Origin of the sequence: Rhodococcus sp. C3V, from assembly GCF_029269915.1 — a bacterium.
In the GTDB taxonomy this organism is placed as follows: Bacteria; Actinomycetota; Actinomycetes; order Mycobacteriales; family Mycobacteriaceae; genus Rhodococcus_F; species Rhodococcus_F qingshengii.
The window spans coordinates 380,500-396,484 of the sequence record NZ_JARJBE010000001.1 but is presented as its reverse complement, the minus strand read 5'-3'; the positions used below and the strand labels follow the sequence as shown (position 1 = coordinate 396,484).

The 15,985-nt window shown below is 60.8% G+C and carries 17 protein-coding genes; 4 read left to right on the top strand and 13 right to left on the bottom strand.

Annotated features, from left to right (window positions below; all coding sequences use genetic code 11):
• Nucleotides 1-70: 70 nt before the first annotated feature.
• The 5 genes from P3G66_RS02015 to P3G66_RS01995 all read right to left on the bottom strand — a co-directional run bounded on the left by P3G66_RS02015 (nucleotide 71) and on the right by P3G66_RS01995 (nucleotide 5,635).
• Nucleotides 71-610 carry a DinB family protein gene (locus tag P3G66_RS02015; RefSeq protein ID WP_003940638.1) on the bottom strand — a complete coding sequence of 180 codons (540 nt, stop codon included), beginning with the start codon at nucleotides 608-610 and terminating at the stop codon, nucleotides 71-73.
• A 154-nt stretch (nucleotides 611-764) separates the two neighbouring features.
• Nucleotides 765-2,693, bottom strand: a complete 1,929-nt coding sequence (gene htpG, locus P3G66_RS02010; protein ID WP_003940518.1) for a molecular chaperone HtpG — start codon at nucleotides 2,691-2,693, stop codon at nucleotides 765-767.
• A 130-nt stretch (nucleotides 2,694-2,823) separates the two neighbouring features.
• The gene (locus P3G66_RS02005; RefSeq protein ID WP_276116117.1) at nucleotides 2,824-3,963 is read right to left on the bottom strand and encodes an acyl-CoA dehydrogenase family protein; all 1,140 of its coding nucleotides are present in this window, start codon (nucleotides 3,961-3,963) and stop codon (nucleotides 2,824-2,826) included.
• 9 nt (nucleotides 3,964-3,972) lie between these two features.
• A complete protein-coding gene (locus P3G66_RS02000; protein WP_276116116.1) occupies nucleotides 3,973-5,145 on the bottom strand; it encodes an acyl-CoA dehydrogenase family protein in 1,173 nt (390 codons plus the stop codon).
• Nucleotides 5,146-5,173: 28 nt separating this feature from the next.
• Nucleotides 5,174-5,635 carry a MaoC family dehydratase gene (locus P3G66_RS01995; protein ID WP_042453553.1) on the bottom strand — a complete coding sequence of 154 codons (462 nt, stop codon included), beginning with the start codon at nucleotides 5,633-5,635 and terminating at the stop codon, nucleotides 5,174-5,176.
• A gap of 93 nt (nucleotides 5,636-5,728) precedes the next feature.
• Here P3G66_RS01995 and P3G66_RS01990 point away from each other — a divergent pair, with 93 nt between their 5' ends.
• A complete protein-coding gene (locus tag P3G66_RS01990) occupies nucleotides 5,729-6,382 on the top strand; it encodes a TetR/AcrR family transcriptional regulator C-terminal domain-containing protein (protein WP_054187737.1) in 654 nt (217 codons plus the stop codon).
• Between the two features lie 6 nt (nucleotides 6,383-6,388).
• Here the strand turns inward: P3G66_RS01990 and P3G66_RS01985 are convergent, their stop codons facing one another.
• Nucleotides 6,389-6,835, bottom strand: coding sequence for a MarR family transcriptional regulator (locus P3G66_RS01985; protein WP_080961218.1), 447 nt, complete (start codon nucleotides 6,833-6,835; stop codon nucleotides 6,389-6,391).
• A gap of 12 nt (nucleotides 6,836-6,847) precedes the next feature.
• On the bottom strand, nucleotides 6,848-7,252 hold the full coding sequence (locus P3G66_RS01980; RefSeq protein ID WP_030535154.1) for an EVE domain-containing protein: 405 nt from the start codon (nucleotides 7,250-7,252) through the stop codon (nucleotides 6,848-6,850).
• Between the two features lie 145 nt (nucleotides 7,253-7,397).
• Between P3G66_RS01980 and P3G66_RS01975 the strand changes: the two genes are divergently transcribed.
• Both P3G66_RS01975 and P3G66_RS01970 read left to right on the top strand, forming a co-directional pair.
• Entirely contained in the window at nucleotides 7,398-8,075 is a 678-nt protein-coding gene (locus tag P3G66_RS01975) for a TetR family transcriptional regulator (protein WP_276116115.1), read from the top strand.
• Nucleotides 8,072-8,992: a TIGR01777 family oxidoreductase gene (locus P3G66_RS01970; protein ID WP_276116114.1), complete on the top strand. Its 921-nt coding sequence runs from the start codon at nucleotides 8,072-8,074 to the stop codon at nucleotides 8,990-8,992. Before P3G66_RS01975 ends, P3G66_RS01970 begins: the two co-directional genes overlap by 4 nt.
• Here P3G66_RS01970 and P3G66_RS01965 read toward each other — a convergent pair.
• The 6 genes from P3G66_RS01965 to prpD form a co-directional block, all read right to left on the bottom strand.
• Nucleotides 8,950-9,465: a MerR family transcriptional regulator gene (locus P3G66_RS01965; protein WP_276116113.1), complete on the bottom strand. Its 516-nt coding sequence runs from the start codon at nucleotides 9,463-9,465 to the stop codon at nucleotides 8,950-8,952. The two genes, P3G66_RS01970 and P3G66_RS01965, sit on opposite strands and share 43 nt — an antisense overlap.
• Before the next feature lie 10 nt (nucleotides 9,466-9,475).
• A complete protein-coding gene (locus P3G66_RS01960; protein WP_276116112.1) occupies nucleotides 9,476-9,847 on the bottom strand; it encodes an SDR family NAD(P)-dependent oxidoreductase in 372 nt (123 codons plus the stop codon).
• Nucleotides 9,848-9,907: 60 nt separating this feature from the next.
• The gene (locus P3G66_RS01955; protein ID WP_276116111.1) at nucleotides 9,908-10,690 is read right to left on the bottom strand and encodes an enoyl-CoA hydratase; all 783 of its coding nucleotides are present in this window, start codon (nucleotides 10,688-10,690) and stop codon (nucleotides 9,908-9,910) included.
• 166 nt (nucleotides 10,691-10,856) lie between these two features.
• Nucleotides 10,857-11,978, bottom strand: a complete 1,122-nt coding sequence (locus tag P3G66_RS01950) for a bifunctional 2-methylcitrate synthase/citrate synthase (protein ID WP_047269777.1) — start codon at nucleotides 11,976-11,978, stop codon at nucleotides 10,857-10,859.
• Entirely contained in the window at nucleotides 11,975-12,892 is a 918-nt protein-coding gene (gene prpB / locus P3G66_RS01945; protein ID WP_042448311.1) for a methylisocitrate lyase, read from the bottom strand. Before prpB ends, P3G66_RS01950 begins: the two co-directional genes overlap by 4 nt.
• The gene (gene prpD, locus P3G66_RS01940; RefSeq protein ID WP_063315793.1) at nucleotides 12,892-14,394 is read right to left on the bottom strand and encodes a 2-methylcitrate dehydratase PrpD; all 1,503 of its coding nucleotides are present in this window, start codon (nucleotides 14,392-14,394) and stop codon (nucleotides 12,892-12,894) included. Before prpD ends, prpB begins: the two co-directional genes overlap by 1 nt.
• Nucleotides 14,395-14,561: 167 nt before the next feature.
• Here prpD and P3G66_RS01935 point away from each other — a divergent pair, with 167 nt between their 5' ends.
• Nucleotides 14,562-15,983: a short-chain fatty acyl-CoA regulator family protein gene (locus P3G66_RS01935; protein WP_003939891.1), complete on the top strand. Its 1,422-nt coding sequence runs from the start codon at nucleotides 14,562-14,564 to the stop codon at nucleotides 15,981-15,983.
• Nucleotides 15,984-15,985: the final 2 nt, after the last annotated feature.

Sequence of the window (15,985 nt, the reverse complement as noted above, 5' to 3'; positions counted from 1 at the left end):
TCGGTGCTCATAGACACTAGTGTTACATATTTGTGTGATGTGTAAACATCCCGGTGGATCAATCCATCCATCAACCCATCGTCTTGGAACCGTCGATGGCTTCGCGAAGCATGTCCGCGTGGCCCGCATGCTGGGCCGTCTCGGCGATGATGTGCAGCAATGCGCGCCGCGCTGACCAGCGAGCTCCCGCTTCGAACCACGGCGCCGACGGCAGTGGATGCGAGATGTCGAGGCTGTCCAGCGAGGCCACCAACTCGTCGGTCCTGGCCGCGATCCCCTCGTACTCGGAAACGATGCCTGCCAAGGTTTCATCCTCGACCATCGCGAATTCGTTCGCCCGTTCCTGTTGCATCTCTTCCGACCACTGGGTCGGGTCGAAGTCCCCACCAAGTCCGGCCGGCCCTTCCAGAATGAAGTCGACCCATCCCTTTTCCGCCTGACCCACATGCTTGATCAATCCGCCGAGGCACAGTTCACTCACGGTCGGCCTCGAAGCGGCCTGCTCGTCGGTGAGGTCCTTGACGGTGAAGAGAAGGAATTCACGATGCCGACGCAGGCTCTGGAGGAGATCCGCGCGCTCGCCGGTGACGGTGGTGATCGGTGCGTTCATGATGTTTTCCTTCGCTCGTGGGTTCGTGCCCTGTGAGAACTACGTTAGAAGTTATTGCGGACAGAAACGGTCCTCATTAGAAAACGATCAAGAAAAAACTCCCGGCACCCACCGATGAAGGTGAGTGCCGGGAGTTCGAGCGAGCTAGACGAGATCAGACTGTGCGGGCCAAACGATCGGCCAGCAGGCGCGTGAAGTGCGCCGGATCGCTCAGCTCGCCGCCCTCGGCAAGCAACGCCATGCCGTAGAGCAACTGAGCCGTCTCCGTCAGGTTCTCTGCATTGTCATTGGCGGCCTGCGCCTCCCGCAGACCCGAGACAAGCGGATGCTCCGGGTTGAGCTCGAGAATGCGCTTGCTGTGTGGAACAGGCTGACCCGAAGCCTTGTACATCTTCTCGAGCGTCGGAGACATGCTGAACGCGTCGCCGACGATGCAGGCAGCCGACGTGGTCAGGCGCGTCGAGAGACGCGTTTCCTTGATGTCGTCGGACAGGGTTTCGGTCAGCCACGTCAGCAGCGCGCCGAATTCCTTTTCCTTCTCTTCGCGCTCGGCTTCGGCCGCCTTCTTCTCGTCCTCGGTGTCGAGGTCGACCTCGCCCTTGGCGATCGACTGGAAGGTCTTGCCGTCGAAGTCCGAGACTGCGTCGACCCACATCTCGTCCACGGGATCGGTAAGTACCAGAACCTCGAGGCCCTTGGCCTTGAAAGCCTCCATGTGCGGCGAGCTTTCGATGAGGTGACGAGATTCGCCGGTCATGAAGTAGATCTGTTCCTGACCGTCCTTCATGCGCTCAACGTACTCGGCGAGAGTGGTCACGCCCTCTTCGCTGTTGGTCGAGGCGAAGGACGAGATGTCGAGCAGCGTCTTGCGGTTGTCGGCATCGGCCATCAGGCCTTCCTTGAGCGCGCGTCCGAACTCGGTCCAGAAGGTCGAGTACTTCTCGGGCTCGTTCGCCTTCATGTCCTTGATGGTCGAGAGGACCTTCTTGGTCAGACGACGACGGATGGCAGCGATCTGCCGGTCCTGCTGCAGAATTTCACGAGAGACGTTGAGCGAGAGGTCTTGTGCGTCGACCACGCCCTTGACGAAGCGCAGGTAATCGGGCACCAACTCTTCGCAGTCGTCCATGATGAAGACGCGCTTGACATAGAGGTGGATCCCGGCCTTGCGCTCACGCATGAACAGATCGAACGGCGCCGTCGACGGAATGAACAGCAGCGCTTGGTATTCGAAAGTACCTTCGGCCTTCATCGGGATGACCTCGAGAGGCTCGTCCCAGGCGTGGCTGACGTGCTTGTAGAACTCCTTGTACTCGTCCTCGGACACCTCGTCCTTGGCGCGAGTCCACAGCGCCTTCATCGAGTTGATCGTCTCGGTCTCGATGGTGACCTCGGGCTCCTCGCCCTCGGCCGGCGTCGACGTACGAGCGACATCCATACGGATGGGCCACGCGATGAAGTCGGAGTACTTCTTGACCAGTTCCTTGATCTTCCATTCCGACGTGTAGTCGTGCAGGCCGTTCTCGGAATCCTCGGGCATCAGGTGCAAGGTCACGGAGCTACCCTGCGGCGCCTCGTTCACATGCTCGAGCGTGTACGTGCCTTCGCCGGTCGACTCCCAGCGCGTCGCGTGATCTTCACCGGCACGGCGGGTCAGCAGCGTGACCTTGTCCGCGACCATGAACGTGGAGTAGAAACCGATGCCGAACTGACCGATCAGTTCTTCCGATGCCGCTGCATCCTTGGCTTCCTTGAGCTTACGACGTACCTCGGCGGTGCCGGACTTGGCGAGCGTGCCGATCAGGTCGACGACCTCGTCACGAGACATACCGATGCCGTTGTCGCGGATCGTGAGGGTGCGTGCTGCCTTGTCGATGTCGATCTCGATGTGCAGATCGGAGACGTCGACGTTGAGGTCTTTGTCCTGGTACGACTCGAGGCGGAGCTTGTCCAGCGCGTCCGAAGCGTTGGAGATCAACTCACGAAGGAAGCTGTCCTTGTTCGTATAGATTGAATGAACCATCAGATCCAGCAGCTGACGTGTTTCTGCTTGGAACTCGAGCTGCTCGGTATGCGCGGTCACTTCGATCCCTTTCTCTTCTCGGACTGATCACAGGAATTTTACTTGACCGCGAATACCGCGGGTCGGCCCCCGCACAGACAAGGGAGGCCACGCGACCTGCGCGTGACCTCCCGTTATCTTCACCACCGATCTACTCGGTGACGTTCACCATCGAATAGTTCGAGACGTTGGCGGCCAGCACCCTGAGGTGATCGTCAGATGCGCCCAAAGTGTGTTCGATGGCCACCAGCCGCGAGACGTAGTGCCCGACCGGATACTCGGCTGTCATACCGATACCACCGTGCATCTGAATTGCTTCCTGACCGATCTGATGCGCGGCGCGACCGACAGACAGCTTCGCTCGCGACGCGATGGTCGGATCGATCACTCCGTCGGCGATGGCCATGGTGGCGTACAGACTCATGCTGCTCGCCAGTTCGAGCGCCACGTACATGTCGGCCGCACGATGAGTCAGCGTCTGGAACTTCGCGAGCGGAACACCGAACTGCTTGCGCTGCTTCAGGTATTCCGTCGTCAGTCGCAGAGCTTCGGTCATGATCCCGATCGCCTCGGCGCACAGAGCTGCCTGCGCCCGAACCTCTGCTTCGACGATCGCCTCCGTGACATCGCCGCCCTCACCAAGCTGTTCGGCCGCGGCATCGGTGAACGTGAACTGCGCACCGCGACGGCCGTCGTGAGTTGCGTATTTGCTCCATGAGACACCCGCGCTTTCCGCATCTACCAGAAAGAGCCCGGTGCCCCCGTCTGGAAGTGCGGCGCTGACGATCACGACGTGCGCGCTGTCGCCCTGCAGGACCGGGTTCTTGACGCCGGTGATAGTCCACCCCGATCCCGATCCCGACTGCGACGCCGTGGTCGTGACGGTGGCGACCGGCCAGCGCGTGCCGGGTTCCGTATGCGCGAAGGCCGACAGAGTGGTCCCGTCGCTGAGCGCCGGCAGGAGCCGCGCCCGCTGATCTGCCGAACCGACAGCCGCGATCAAACCGCCGGGGATCAGAACACCACCCAAGTACGGCTCGGGTGCAAGCGCACGGCCCAGTTCGGTCATCACGACCATGGTCTCGACCGGTCCAGCGCCCATTCCGCCGTCAGCCTCCGCGAACGGCAGGCCGAGCAGCCCGAGCTCCGCGAACTGCTTCCACACCGCGGCATTCCATCCCTCGTCAGTAGCCGAGGTGGCGTTGCGCTTCTCCGCGTCGTAGCTGCGGTTGAGCAATTCACGCGTCGTGTCGCGAAGCATCGTCTGCTCGTCGTCGAGTTCGAAATTCATGTCAGATGCTCACAATCCGAGAATCGAGGAGGCAATGATGGAGCGCTGCACCTCACTTGATCCGCTGTAGATGGAAACCTTCCGGTAGTTCAGGTAGCGCGGCGCCGCCTGCTGCGCCCACTCCGGCGAGTCGATCTCGACCGTATTCACCGGCAACGAGTCCGGACCCGCAACATCCATCAGCAATTCCGTTGCTGCCTGCTGCAATTCGGAGCCGCGGAGCTTGAGCAGCGAGGACGCCGGGTTCGGCTTGCCGTCTGCCGAACTCGCCACAACTCGCAGTTGAGTCAGATCCAGCGCAAGCAAATCGTTTTCCAACTCAGCCAACCGAGCCGCGAACAACGGATCATCGAGGAGGGTGCCGGTTCCAACGCGAACTTCCCGCGCCTTCTCTTTTGCCGTGGCGACAAGAGTTTTGGAGAACCCGACCCGCGTGACGCCCGTGCGTTCGTTGCCGAGCAGGAACTTGGCGTAGTCCCAGCCTTTGTTCTCTTCGCCGACAAGATTCTCCGCAGGGACGCGGACGTTGTCGAAGAACACCTCGTTGACCTCGACGCTGCCGTCGATCAGTTTGATGGGGCGAACCGTGATGCCGGGAGTTGCCAGATCGATGAGCAAGAACGAAATTCCGGCCTGCCGCTTCTGAGCACTGACATCTGTACGAACCAGACAGAAGATCCACTCGGCGTGCTGCGCGAGAGTAGTCCACGTCTTCTGACCATTGACGATGTAGTCTGCGCCGTCACGAACAGCGGCTGTCTTGAGTGAAGCGAGATCCGAACCGGCTTCGGGTTCCGAAAAACCTTGGCACCACCAGATATCGGCGTTAGCCGTCGCCGGGAGAAACTGCTCCTTCTGCTCCTGCGAGCCGAAGGCCGCGATGACGGGCCCAACCATGCTCACGTTGAACGGCAACGGGTTGGGTACCGACGCCAACTGCATTTCCTCGGAATAGATGTGGCGCTGTACCGGAGTCCAGTCCTTGCCACCCCATTCGATCGGCCAGTGCGGAACCGCCAGTCCGTGTGCGTTCAGAATCTGCTGGCCCGCAACGATGTCTTCACGCGTCAGCTTTCCGAATCCCGCTGCACGCGCACGAAGTTCGGGCGAGAATTCGGTGGTGAAGAACTTTCGCATCTCCTCGCGGAACGCAACTTCCTCAGTGGTCAGTTCGAGATTCATGTGGAGTCTGCTTTCTTCTTGCAGGATTTCAGAACAAGATTCGCGCGACGGTCTGCGCAACGACGGCAGGTTTGCCCACGCCTTCGATCTCGACGGTGTTGGTGATCTGACTCTGTAGTGAACCGTTCGGCAATTCTTCGATTGCGGAGAGCACTGCGGTATTTCGAACCTTGGCCCCGACTGGCACCGGACTCGGGAATCGAACCTTGTCGGACCCGTAGTTGATGACCATTTTCGCGCCGTCGATGCGATACACGGACTTCGACAGAAGCGGCAGGAGTGAGAGCGTCAGATACCCGTGCGCAATTGGTCCACCGAAAGGTGATTCGCGCCTGGCTCTTTCGTCGTCGACATGAATCCACTGATGGTCACCGGTCGCGTCGGCAAATTGATGGACCATCTCGCGGGTGACCTCGACCCACTCGCTCGAGCCCAGCGTTTCACCGACCGCCCCCAGGAGATCGGACTTGTTCTCGAACACCCGTGTCATCTGATCCTCCACGTTCCCGAACACTGTTAGGTTAATTGGATAATAAACTCACAGTGTAAGGTTGTCCAGTACTTTCACACGAAAGGGTGTGCGATGGCGCGACCGCGGATTCCACTACTGAGCAAGCCGATCATCAGGGACACCGCCCTGAAATTGGTCGACGAGCACGGTTTGACCGACTTCTCGATGCGCAAACTCGCCACCGTTCTCGGCGTGCAAGCACCATCGCTGTACAGCCATTACGCCAACAAGGACGAGCTACTCGACGACGTCGCGAACGTCATCATGGAGTCCGTCGACGTGAGCGGCTTCGACTCCGACGATTGGCGCGGTGCGCTTCGCACGTGGGCGCGGTCCTACCACGCTGCCCTGGGCAAGCATCCCAATATCGTTCCCTACTTGGCCTACGGTCCGAGCGTCAGGCCCATCGCCCTTGACCGCGCCAACGCCATCCACGGCGGACTGGTGCGCGCCGGATGGCCGCAGCGCACGGCAACGCTGATCGGCGCTTCCGTCAAGTACGTGGTCATGGGCGCTGCGACAGCGACGTTCTCCGGCGGATTCGTGGACGATCCGGCGATCTACGCCGAGCGTTACCCGCACCTCACGCGAGCACATCTGTTGCGCGAGCGTGCTACGGAAATCGATGGTGCCAGTTTCGAACTCGCGCTGGAATCCCTGCTGGACGGGCTGGAAGCCAAATACGCACTGCTGCAGAGAACTACAGAGCAACCTCCTCGAAACTGAGGGTTGTTACCGTCGATCAAGCGTGCCGAGCATCGCGACGAAGGCCGCCTGACGATCCCCCAGAGCGGCGAAGAATTCCCGGTCCGAAGATTCCACCGCGCGGTTCGCCCTGCCGGCCAAGGCCGCACCCACCGGCGTGACGGCAAGCGAGCGAGCACGAGCATCGGTCGGATGTGGACGTCGTTCGACAAACCCCTTGGATTCGAGGGTCCGAATCACCTGTGACGTCATCATCGCGTCGGTGCGCGCGTACTCGGCAAGACCGCGTTGAGTTATCGGCGTCTCTGCATCCAGCCAGGTCAGTGCGGCGAGCAGAACGAACTGCACGTGGGTCAGGTCGAAAGGTCGCAGCGCCGCGCGAATCGAGGCTTGCCAAGCATTGGTGACACGCCACAACATCAGACCGGGACTCTCGTCCGCGTCCTCGAAGTCGGTTTCCAGTTTCTTCGCCACAGCGCCAGTGTGTCAGCTCGTCGTCGAACGCAGAACCTCGACGTCGTTGTCATCCAACGGAATCAAGCCACGCCGGAGTTGATACCCCCAATTCGGTGCCGAGGTCAGCGCCAATCGACTCCGGACTGCGTCGAGAGGAACGGGGTTGAACTGTTCGTACCGAACTCGCCGCCGAAACGGCTTGAAACACCCCTCGTCCGCCTGCCAGATCTCACCCTCTTCGATCACACCGAGAGCTGTGAACTCGCGCAACGGATCTCGGTCGCCCATGGACTCGACCGGCGAATAATAGACCAGCACGTCACCTGCTTTCATCCGTACCAAACCAGCTCTCTTTCCGTGCCCGATCTGTGCGATACCGAGATCCACTGCGCGACGCACATGTTCGGCAGAGACAACCCCTAACCAGGCATTCATCGCCGGCCCCCTGGCGAACCGAAAGCACATTCATTCATGCATTTAGTATGCGCGCTTATTATCTTTCACGCAACAGATCCACTCTTGAACGTGTTCAACTCCAGGGCGTACGCTGCACTTGAACATGTTCAAAGAAGGAGTGTCGATGGGTAGTCGCGGGATCGAGACCAGGGAAAAGCTGGTGGAAACAGCATTGCGGCTCTTCCGCGACGAAGGCTTCGCAGCGACGACCATGCGCAAGATCGCAAATGAGGCAGAGGTCTCGCTCGGGAACGCCTACTACTACTTCGCCAGTAAGGACGAACTGGTTCACGAGCTGTATCTCGTCATCCAACGCGATCACCGCGCGCGGGCGCTTCCACTCCTTCGCGAAGGTGGGTCACTGACAGAAAATCTCACGATTGTTCTGCACACCGGACTCGATGTCATGGGGCCCTATCACGGCTTCGGCAGCACGTTTCTGCACGTTGCCCTGCCCACCACATCACAGTCCAGCCCGTTCTCGGCCGAGTCGACCGATGCGAGATCGATGGCCGTCGAATTGATGCGCGAAGCACTGGCGGCGTCGAAGCAGAAGACGCCGTCGTCATTGGAGACCCAGCTCCCAACACTCTTGTGGCTCAGCTATCTGGGCGTGACGCTGCACTGGGTCACCGACTCGTCTCCGGGGCAAACTCGTACCCGATCCCTGGTCGACGGCCTGGTCCCGATCATCGCCAAAGCGCTCACCCTCGCGCGGTTACCAGTGGCCCGCGGCCTGGTCGGCGACGTCGCCGCCCTGATGACCAAAGTCGTTTCTCCAGAGCGGAACAAAAAATCATGAAGACCGTTGTTGTCTGTGGTGCGTCGGGTTACGTAGGCCAACACCTTCTTCGAACGCTCGAATCCAACGGGGTCGACGTTCGGACGATCGGCCGGGGAGGAACGAGCGATGCCACGTGGTCCGACGAGCACGGCGTCGCCGATGTACTCAGCGGCACGGATCTGCTCGTCAACCTCGCCGGCCGCTCCGTGAGCTGCCGCTACAACAAGCGCAATGCCGACGACATCTTCTCCTCCCGAGTGGAAACGACTGCACTGTTGGGTCGTGCGCTGACCCGCACGCCGCAGCCACCCTCACTCTGGGCGAATGCCAGTACCGGCACGATCTACCGAGACGCACGAGATCGACCGATGGACGAGAAGAACGGAGAGCTGGGAAAGGGATTCTCCGTAGCGGTCGCGCGAGCGTGGGAACACGAATTGTTCTCAACCCCAACGCCTGTTCGCAAAGTGGCACTTCGGATGTCGATCGTCCTCGGAGCCGGCGGTGGGGCGATCAATCCGTTCGTCAACCTCGCCCGAATGGGCTTCGGCGGACGAATGGGCGACGGCCGACAGATGTTCAGCTGGATTCACATCGCCGACGTCATTCGCGCGATCATCCACATCTACGAGAATCCGGAGATCTCAGGCCCGGTCAATATCGCATCCCCGTATCCGGTAACCAACACCGACATGATGCGGATGGTGCGAGCGAAACTTGGCCGACAATATGGGTTTCCGACGCCGGGCTGGATGCTCGAGTTCGGCGCACGAATCATCCACACCGAGGCTGAACTGGTAACGAAGAGTCGCTGGGTTTCACCAGGGGTGCTCGCGGACAGCGGCTTCCAGTATCAATTTCCGACGTTGGAGTCTGCGCTGAACCAGATCGCTCAAGAGACCCCGCGAGGGTTGCTTCCGGTTTCACTCGGCTGAATATCCTGCTCTCCGGTCCGCCCGCCGTACGTCGCAATCTTGTACTCCGTCGCAGCCAAAGACAACGTGAGCTCCTTGATCTGCCGACGAACGGTGTCCCGGTGTTCGAGCAGCATGTCGAGCCTCTCCGGAACTGTCCCTTCACCGGCGTCGACCAGTTCGACGTAGTGCTGCAGGTCGCGAATCGCCATACCCGAGATGCGCATGCGGGTCAGAAACACCAGCCTCCGAACAGATTCCGGACCGTACACACGATGTCCGCTCGAGTCACGATCGACCTCGACCAGACCGATCTTCTCGTAGTAGCGCAGCGTATGTGCCGAGGCATCCAGCAGGTCCGCGACTTCGGCGATCGACATCGGCTCCTGAACGTCTCCTGCATCGACGAGTCGGTGAATCACCTCGATCGACATGGGCCCGTCCACTTCCCCAAGTGCCTCGAGTGCCTTACGCATCAAGTCTTCGGTAGCCATGTTTCTCAGCCTAGAACGGACGGACGGGTCCGGCAGCATCCGCGAAGTCGGCACTGCGAGCCAGGTCGGCCCAGACGCATACCTCGGCGAGATTCTTCCGATACGACGCGCCGACCATCCCACGACCGGCATTGTTGACCAGCACGTCGATGCGACCGAAACGCTCGAGCGCATATTCGACGACGCCCGGAGCCGCTGCGGTGTCTCTGACGTCGAACATCACCGCCGAGAACCGATCCGGATGCTCCGACGCGATATCTGCAACGGACTCGGGACGACGAACTGCAGCGACTACCGCGTCCCCCGATCGAAGTGCAGACAGTGCGAGTTCACGGCCGAAACCCTGAGAAACTCCAGTGATGATCCAGGTCTTTGTTGTCATGGTCGGCAACGCTAGGGGTTAGAGCGCGCTCCAACGCAAGCCTGTGGTTCTACCGCCGAACTACACGCCGGCCCAGAGCGGTCGTTCTCCGCGAAGGAAACCGTCGACGCCGGCTTTGAAGTCGTCACTGCTGTAGATCATGCTCATCAGATCATCGTTGTCGGCAATCACTCGGGTTCTGATGCGTCGCAGGGACTCCCGAATAGTCCAGACGGTCATCGGGGCGGCGGCAAGTAGATCGCGAGATACCTGGGCAGTCAGGGTCGCGAACTCGGACTCTGTTGCACAGTCGCTGAGGAAGCCGCTCCGCAGAGCCTCGCCACTCGACATCACCCCAGCCCGAGCAATCAACGACATCAGACGCGAACTGCCGATCCTGTCCGCCAGCAACGCCACGGAATGGATCGACAACGAGTTTCCGAGTGTGCGCGCGATCGGTAGGCAGAAGCGTGACCCCTGCGTCGCGATCCGCACATCGCACGCTGCCGACAGCAACAGCCCTGCTCCCGCGCACACACCGTCGATGACCGCGAGGGTGGGAACCCTCACTTTCTCGAGTTCGGTCAGTACGCCGACGAACCGGCTTTCGTAGTCGAGCCCGTCCTGAAAGCTCGAGAAGGTTTGAAAGTGGCCAATGTCGGAGCCCGCCGAGAACGCCTCTCCCCCAGCACCTCGGAGAGTGACTAACCGAATCTCGCGGTCGGAGTCGGCGCGCCGGCAGGCTCCGGCAATGGCGTCGTACATCTGCGGGGTCAATGCGTTGCGCTTTTCCGGCCGGTTGAACACGACGTCGAGGGTCTCGCCACGACGGATGATCAAGATTTCTTCGTGCGTTTCAGTCATGACACTGACGTTATTTCCGGTAGAGAAAAGTCGAAACACATTGCACTTGAATATCTTTGCGAATTCTCGATGCAAAGTTGCAGATAGTGCGAACGGAGAAGCGTCGACGAGGCCAGGAGACGGTGATGCCAGAACCGAACCTCGCCGACGCAGCATCAAAGGGGTGTCATGCCACGACTGTGCGCTGTGGCACGCCCGAATACTGGCTCAGCGGCCTGATCAGTGCATTCGACTGCCCCTGCTCGATGATGTGCGCCGTCCATCCGGTGATGCGGCTCATCACGAAGATCGGCGTGAACATCTCGACGTCGAAGCCCATGAGGAAATAGGCAGGGCCCGTAGGGAAATCGAGATTCGGCTTGATTCCGGTGGCACTGACCATGGTCTTCTCGAGGATCTCGTACATCTGCACCCACTTCTCGCCGTCGGTCGCTGCCGCGACGTCGAGGAGGGCCTGCTTCATGGTCGGAACACGCGAATCACCGTTCTTGTAGACGCGGTGCCCGAAGCCCATGACCTTCTCCTTGGCAGCCAACTTCTCCGACATCCAGGCTTCGGCGCGGTCGGGGTCGTCGATCTCGAGCATGTCGTGCATGACAGCTTCGTTTGCACCGCCGTGCAACGGGCCCTTGAGCGTGCCGATAGCAGCGGTCACTGCGCTGTAGATGTCCGAAAGTGTGGACGTCACAACACGAGCGGCGAACGTCGAGGCGTTGAAGGAGTGCTCCGCGTACAGGATCAGCGAGACCTCGAAGGCCTTCACGATCGCCGACTCCGGAACAGCACCGAAACACATGTTCAAGAAGTTTTCGGCGAAACCCAGGTCCGACTGCGGCGCGATGGGATCCTGACCGCGCCGGCGGCGGAAATCGGCTGCGACGATGGTCGGCAGCACAGCCGTCATCCGCAGCGCCTTGGCCAGATTGGCCTTCTCCGAGTTGTCGTCCTCCGCCGGATCCTCGGCGCCGAGGTAGCTGATCGCCGTGCGGACAACATCCATGGGGTGGCAGTTGTCCGGCATCTTGGTCAGGAGTGAGAGCAGTGAGCGGTCGGCACGACGGGCCGCACGCTCACGCAGGCAGAGTAATTCGAGCTGCTCGGGAGTCGGCAGTTCGCCGTACCAGAGCAGGTGCGCAACTTCTTCGAAGCTGCAGTTCGCGGCAAGGTCCTGCACTGCGTAACCGCGATACGTCAACGAATTCGTCTCGGGCACTACCTTGGAGATAGCCGTCGTATCGACGACAACTCCGGCCAAGCCCTTATAGATCGTCGGAATCTGTTCGGTCATGTCCTACTCCCCTCCAAGCTGAAATTGAAAATGCCACTGTCGAATTCGTTGTAGCGCTCGTACTCGAGAATCTCGTACAACCTGCTGCGATGCTGCATTTCGCCGAGCAGTCCTTCTTGCGTGCCCTCCGCAAAAATCTCGCGCAGACCCTTTTCGATAGCGAACATCGCCAGCCGAAGGGTGGTCACGGGGTAGATGACGGCGTTGAAACCGATCTCTTCCAACGTCTTCGCCGAAATGAGATTCGACTTCCCGAACTCGGTCATGTTGGCGAGGAGCGGAGTGTCGACCGCTGCGCGGAACTTCTCGAAGTCGGCCTCGGTGGCAAGAGCTTCGGTGAAGATCAGATCGGCACCGGCATCCACATAGGCCTTTGCTCGCTCGATCGCCGCGTCGATACCGTCGATTCCGGCAGCATCGGTGCGCGCGCAGATGACGAAGTTCGGGTCACGACGCGCCGACACTGCAGCACGAACACGGCGAACCATGTCTTCGGTGGGCACAATTGCTTTACCGTCGAGGTGCCCGCAGCGTTTGGGGTTGATCTGATCCTCGAGGTGCAGACCGGCTATTCCGTCGTCCTCGAAGATCGTGACCGTGCGGGCCGCGCTCATAGGTTCACCGAAACCGGTGTCGGCGTCGACGAGCGTCGGGAGGTCCGTGACGCGCGCGATCTGCTTGCTGTGGCCGGCGACCTCGGTCAAGGTTGTCAGTCCGATGTCGGGAAGCGCCAATCCGGCGGAGTACGCACCACCTGAAACGTAGACACCCTCGAACCCGATTTCCTGAATCAGTCTGGCTGTCAGCGGATTGATGGCACCCGGGAGTCGTTGAATCTTTCCGGACGTCAGCCCCGCCCGGAAGGCAATCCGCTTGTCGGCTGCAGACGTCGCTGCTGCGATGAGGCCCGACATCAGAAAAGTCCCTTGGCGACCTTGGGAGCCCGAGCGAGAACGTCTTCGGAAACGGTGAAGGTCAGCTGATCGAGTTCGCCTGCCTTCAATTCGGCGGTGCGCTGAGCCGCGTCGAGGAAGCGGTCCTGTTCGCTCGGCTCGATGACGCCCTCGGCGAGGGTGCGGAACTTCGCGACGTACTGATCGCGAGCGAACGGACGTGCGCCGAGCGGGTGCGCATCGGCCACCGCAAGCTCGTCGACGATGACTTCGCCGCTCTTCAAGGTGATCTCGGCGCGAGCACCGAAAGCCTTCTCGTCCGGATCCGTCGAGTGGTAACGGCGTGTCCATTCGGGATCTTCGCGCGTGGAGATCTTGTTCCACAGCTCGATCGTGTCCGCGCGCTGTGCACGCTCGGACGCGTAGGAATGTTCGTGGTGCCACGTACCGTCCTGTAGCGCAACGGCAAAGATGTACATCACCGAGTGGTCGAGGGTTTCACGCGAGGCGGTCGGGTCGAACTTCTGCGGATCGCCGGAACCGGTGCCGATGACGACGTGGGTGTGGTGACTGGTATGCAGGACGATCGACGCGATCTGGTCGAGATCACCGACGCGAGAACGCATCCGGCGAGCGAGGTCGATCGGCGCCTGGCTCTGGTACTCCGCGGAGTGTTCCTTCGTGTACGAGTCGAGGATGGCGCGCTTCGCCTCACCCGAACCGGGCAGCGGAACGTGGTACTCCTTGTCCGGGCCACCGAGTAACCAGGCGATGACGCCGTCTTCGCCTTCCCAGATCGGTGACGGTGCGCCCTCACCGCGCATCGCGCGGTCGACCGCCTCTACGGCAACCTTGCCTGCCAGCGCAGGCGCGTACGCCTTCCAACTGGAGATCTCGCCCTTGCGGGACTGACGTGTCGCCGTCGTGAGGTGCAGCGCCTGGCCGATTGCCTGGTAGACCGTCTCGGTCCCCAGGCCCAGCAAAGTTCCGATACCTGCCGCAGCCGAGGGGCCGAGGTGTGCGACGTGGTCGATCTTGTGCTCGTGCAGGCAGATAGCCCGAACCAGGTCGATCTGGATCTCGTAGCCGGTCGCCAGACCACGAATCAGGTCTCGACCGTCACGGCTGGTGTGCTGAGCGACGGCGAGGATCGGCGGGATGTTGTCTCCGGGGTGCGAGTACTCGGCGGCGAGGAACGTGTCGTGGAAATCGAGTTCACGAACCGCGACACCGTTGGCCCAGGCGGCCCATTCAGGCGAGAACGTACCGGGGATACCGAACACGGTGGAGCCCGGCGTATACGGATGCGAGTGTGCTTGCGCCCGCGCATTCACCACGGGACGGCGTACCAGGGAAGCTGCGGCAACTGCCGCGTTGTCGATGATCCGGTTGACGATCATGTCGGATGTGGCGTCGGTGACGTCGACGGAATCCGTCGCAACTTCCGCGATCTTCCACGCGAGGTGGTCTTCCTTGGGGAACTCTTCGGCAGAGCGGTGAGTGCGTACGAGATGCGTCTTCATCGGTCCTCTTCTCACGTTCTTCGGTATCTATTTGCACGCTACGCAGCTCATTCACCTCGGGATAGGCCCTCGCAATTGCCTATTTGTGCAATGACAATGCTGCAATGTTGCGAATGTTGCGAATAGCTTCTCGGTAGGGTGAACGCGATCGGCACCGAGGAGATTCGATGAAGAAGATGTACGCGGGAGCGCGGCTGCGACGGCTGCGGGAGGAACGAAACCTGTCACAGTCCGCACTGGCGAAGGCACTCGAACTCTCCCCCAGCTATGTCAATCAACTGGAGAACGATCAACGACCGCTGACGGTGCCCGTCCTTCTCAAGCTCAACGCCGAGTTCGATCTCGACGTGCAATTCTTCGCCTCCGATTCCGACGCACGCCTGGTTGCGGACGTTCATCACGCCTTGGCCGAAACTTCGGAATCTGGAGACGTATCTCTGGCCGAGGTGGACGAATTGGTGGCCCGCATGCCGGCGGTCGGACGCACCCTCGTGATGTTGCACCGCCGCCTTCACGCCGCGACAGAGCAGTTGGACCAGTTCTCGACGCAGTTGTCCGGCGAACCAGCATCCGATGTGTCACTCGTACCGATGCCCTACGAGGAAGTTCGGGACTTCTTCTACGACCGAAAGAATCACATCGCCGTTCTGGACGACGCTGCCGAACAGATGTTCCTGGACAACGGATTGTCCGTGGGCGCAGTGGATTTGCAACTGGCACGACTACTTCGCGATCAGCACGGCGTCACCGTGACGATCCGTACCGACGAACCCGACAAGCTCGGCCCCAAGCGTTACTACGATCCGAACAAGTCGGTCCTCACACTCGCCCGTCGTCTGTCGGCAGGACAACGCGCGTTCCAGATCGCAATGCAGTTGGCCTTCTTCACGCAGGCCGACGTGATCGATTCCCTTGTCGCCGAGGATGAATCATTGAGCGCCGAGTCCGCAGCGCTGGCTCGCGTCGGACTCGCACACTACTTTGCCGGCGCACTGCTACTCCCGTACACCCAATTCCTGCAATCCGCTGAGGCCTTGCGGTACGACATCGACCTGCTCAGCCTCAAGTTCGAGGTCGGCTTCGAGACCGTCTGCCACCGGTTGTCCACTCTCCAGCGTCATGGCCAACGCGGCATCCCCTTCTTCTTCGTCCGAACCGATCGCGCCGGAAACATCTCGAAGCGTCAGTCTGCTACCGCCTTTCACTTCTCCAGAGTCGGAGGCAGCTGCCCGCTGTGGGTCATCCACGAGGCATTCGCGAGCCCAGGTCGCATCCTCACTCAGGTCGCGAAGATGCCCGACGGCCGGACATACCTCTGGGTGGCGCGCACTACCCACAGCGGCGGACTCGGGTACCTCGCACCCGAGCGCAACTTCGCCGTCGGACTCGGTTGCGACATCGGCTACGCCGATCGCATGGTCTACTCACACGGAATTCAGACGGACGACCCCGCGACCATCGTGCCGATCGGCGCGGGGTGCAAAGTCTGTGACAGGCCAGCGTGCTCTCAACGCGCCTTCCCCCAACTCGGCCGCTCGATCTCCGTCAGTGAGAACAGCAGCAGCCACCTTCCGTATCCGCAACAATAGGG

Excerpts from the sequence above, each read along its gene's own strand:
- P3G66_RS02015 (WP_003940638.1), bottom strand. The coding sequence starts at position 610 with ATGAACGCACCGATCACCACCGTCACCGGCGAGCGCGCGGATCTCCTC.
- P3G66_RS02005 (WP_276116117.1), bottom strand. The coding sequence starts at position 3,963 with ATGAATTTCGAACTCGACGACGAGCAGACGATGCTTCGCGACACGACG.
- P3G66_RS02000 (WP_276116116.1), bottom strand. The coding sequence starts at position 5,145 with ATGAATCTCGAACTGACCACTGAGGAAGTTGCGTTCCGCGAGGAGATG.
- P3G66_RS01995 (WP_042453553.1), bottom strand. The coding sequence starts at position 5,635 with ATGACACGGGTGTTCGAGAACAAGTCCGATCTCCTGGGGGCGGTCGGT.
- P3G66_RS01990 (WP_054187737.1), top strand. The coding sequence starts at position 5,729 with ATGGCGCGACCGCGGATTCCACTACTGAGCAAGCCGATCATCAGGGAC.
- P3G66_RS01980 (WP_030535154.1), bottom strand. The coding sequence starts at position 7,252 with ATGAATGCCTGGTTAGGGGTTGTCTCTGCCGAACATGTGCGTCGCGCA.
- P3G66_RS01975 (WP_276116115.1), top strand. The coding sequence starts at position 7,398 with ATGGGTAGTCGCGGGATCGAGACCAGGGAAAAGCTGGTGGAAACAGCA.
- P3G66_RS01970 (WP_276116114.1), top strand. The coding sequence starts at position 8,072 with ATGAAGACCGTTGTTGTCTGTGGTGCGTCGGGTTACGTAGGCCAACAC.
- P3G66_RS01965 (WP_276116113.1), bottom strand. The coding sequence starts at position 9,465 with ATGGCTACCGAAGACTTGATGCGTAAGGCACTCGAGGCACTTGGGGAA.
- P3G66_RS01960 (WP_276116112.1), bottom strand. The coding sequence starts at position 9,847 with ATGACAACAAAGACCTGGATCATCACTGGAGTTTCTCAGGGTTTCGGC.
- P3G66_RS01955 (WP_276116111.1), bottom strand. The coding sequence starts at position 10,690 with ATGACTGAAACGCACGAAGAAATCTTGATCATCCGTCGTGGCGAGACC.
- P3G66_RS01950 (WP_047269777.1), bottom strand. The coding sequence starts at position 11,978 with ATGACCGAACAGATTCCGACGATCTATAAGGGCTTGGCCGGAGTTGTC.
- prpB (WP_042448311.1), bottom strand. The coding sequence starts at position 12,892 with ATGTCGGGCCTCATCGCAGCAGCGACGTCTGCAGCCGACAAGCGGATT.
- prpD (WP_063315793.1), bottom strand. The coding sequence starts at position 14,394 with ATGAAGACGCATCTCGTACGCACTCACCGCTCTGCCGAAGAGTTCCCC.
- P3G66_RS01935 (WP_003939891.1), top strand. The coding sequence starts at position 14,562 with ATGAAGAAGATGTACGCGGGAGCGCGGCTGCGACGGCTGCGGGAGGAA.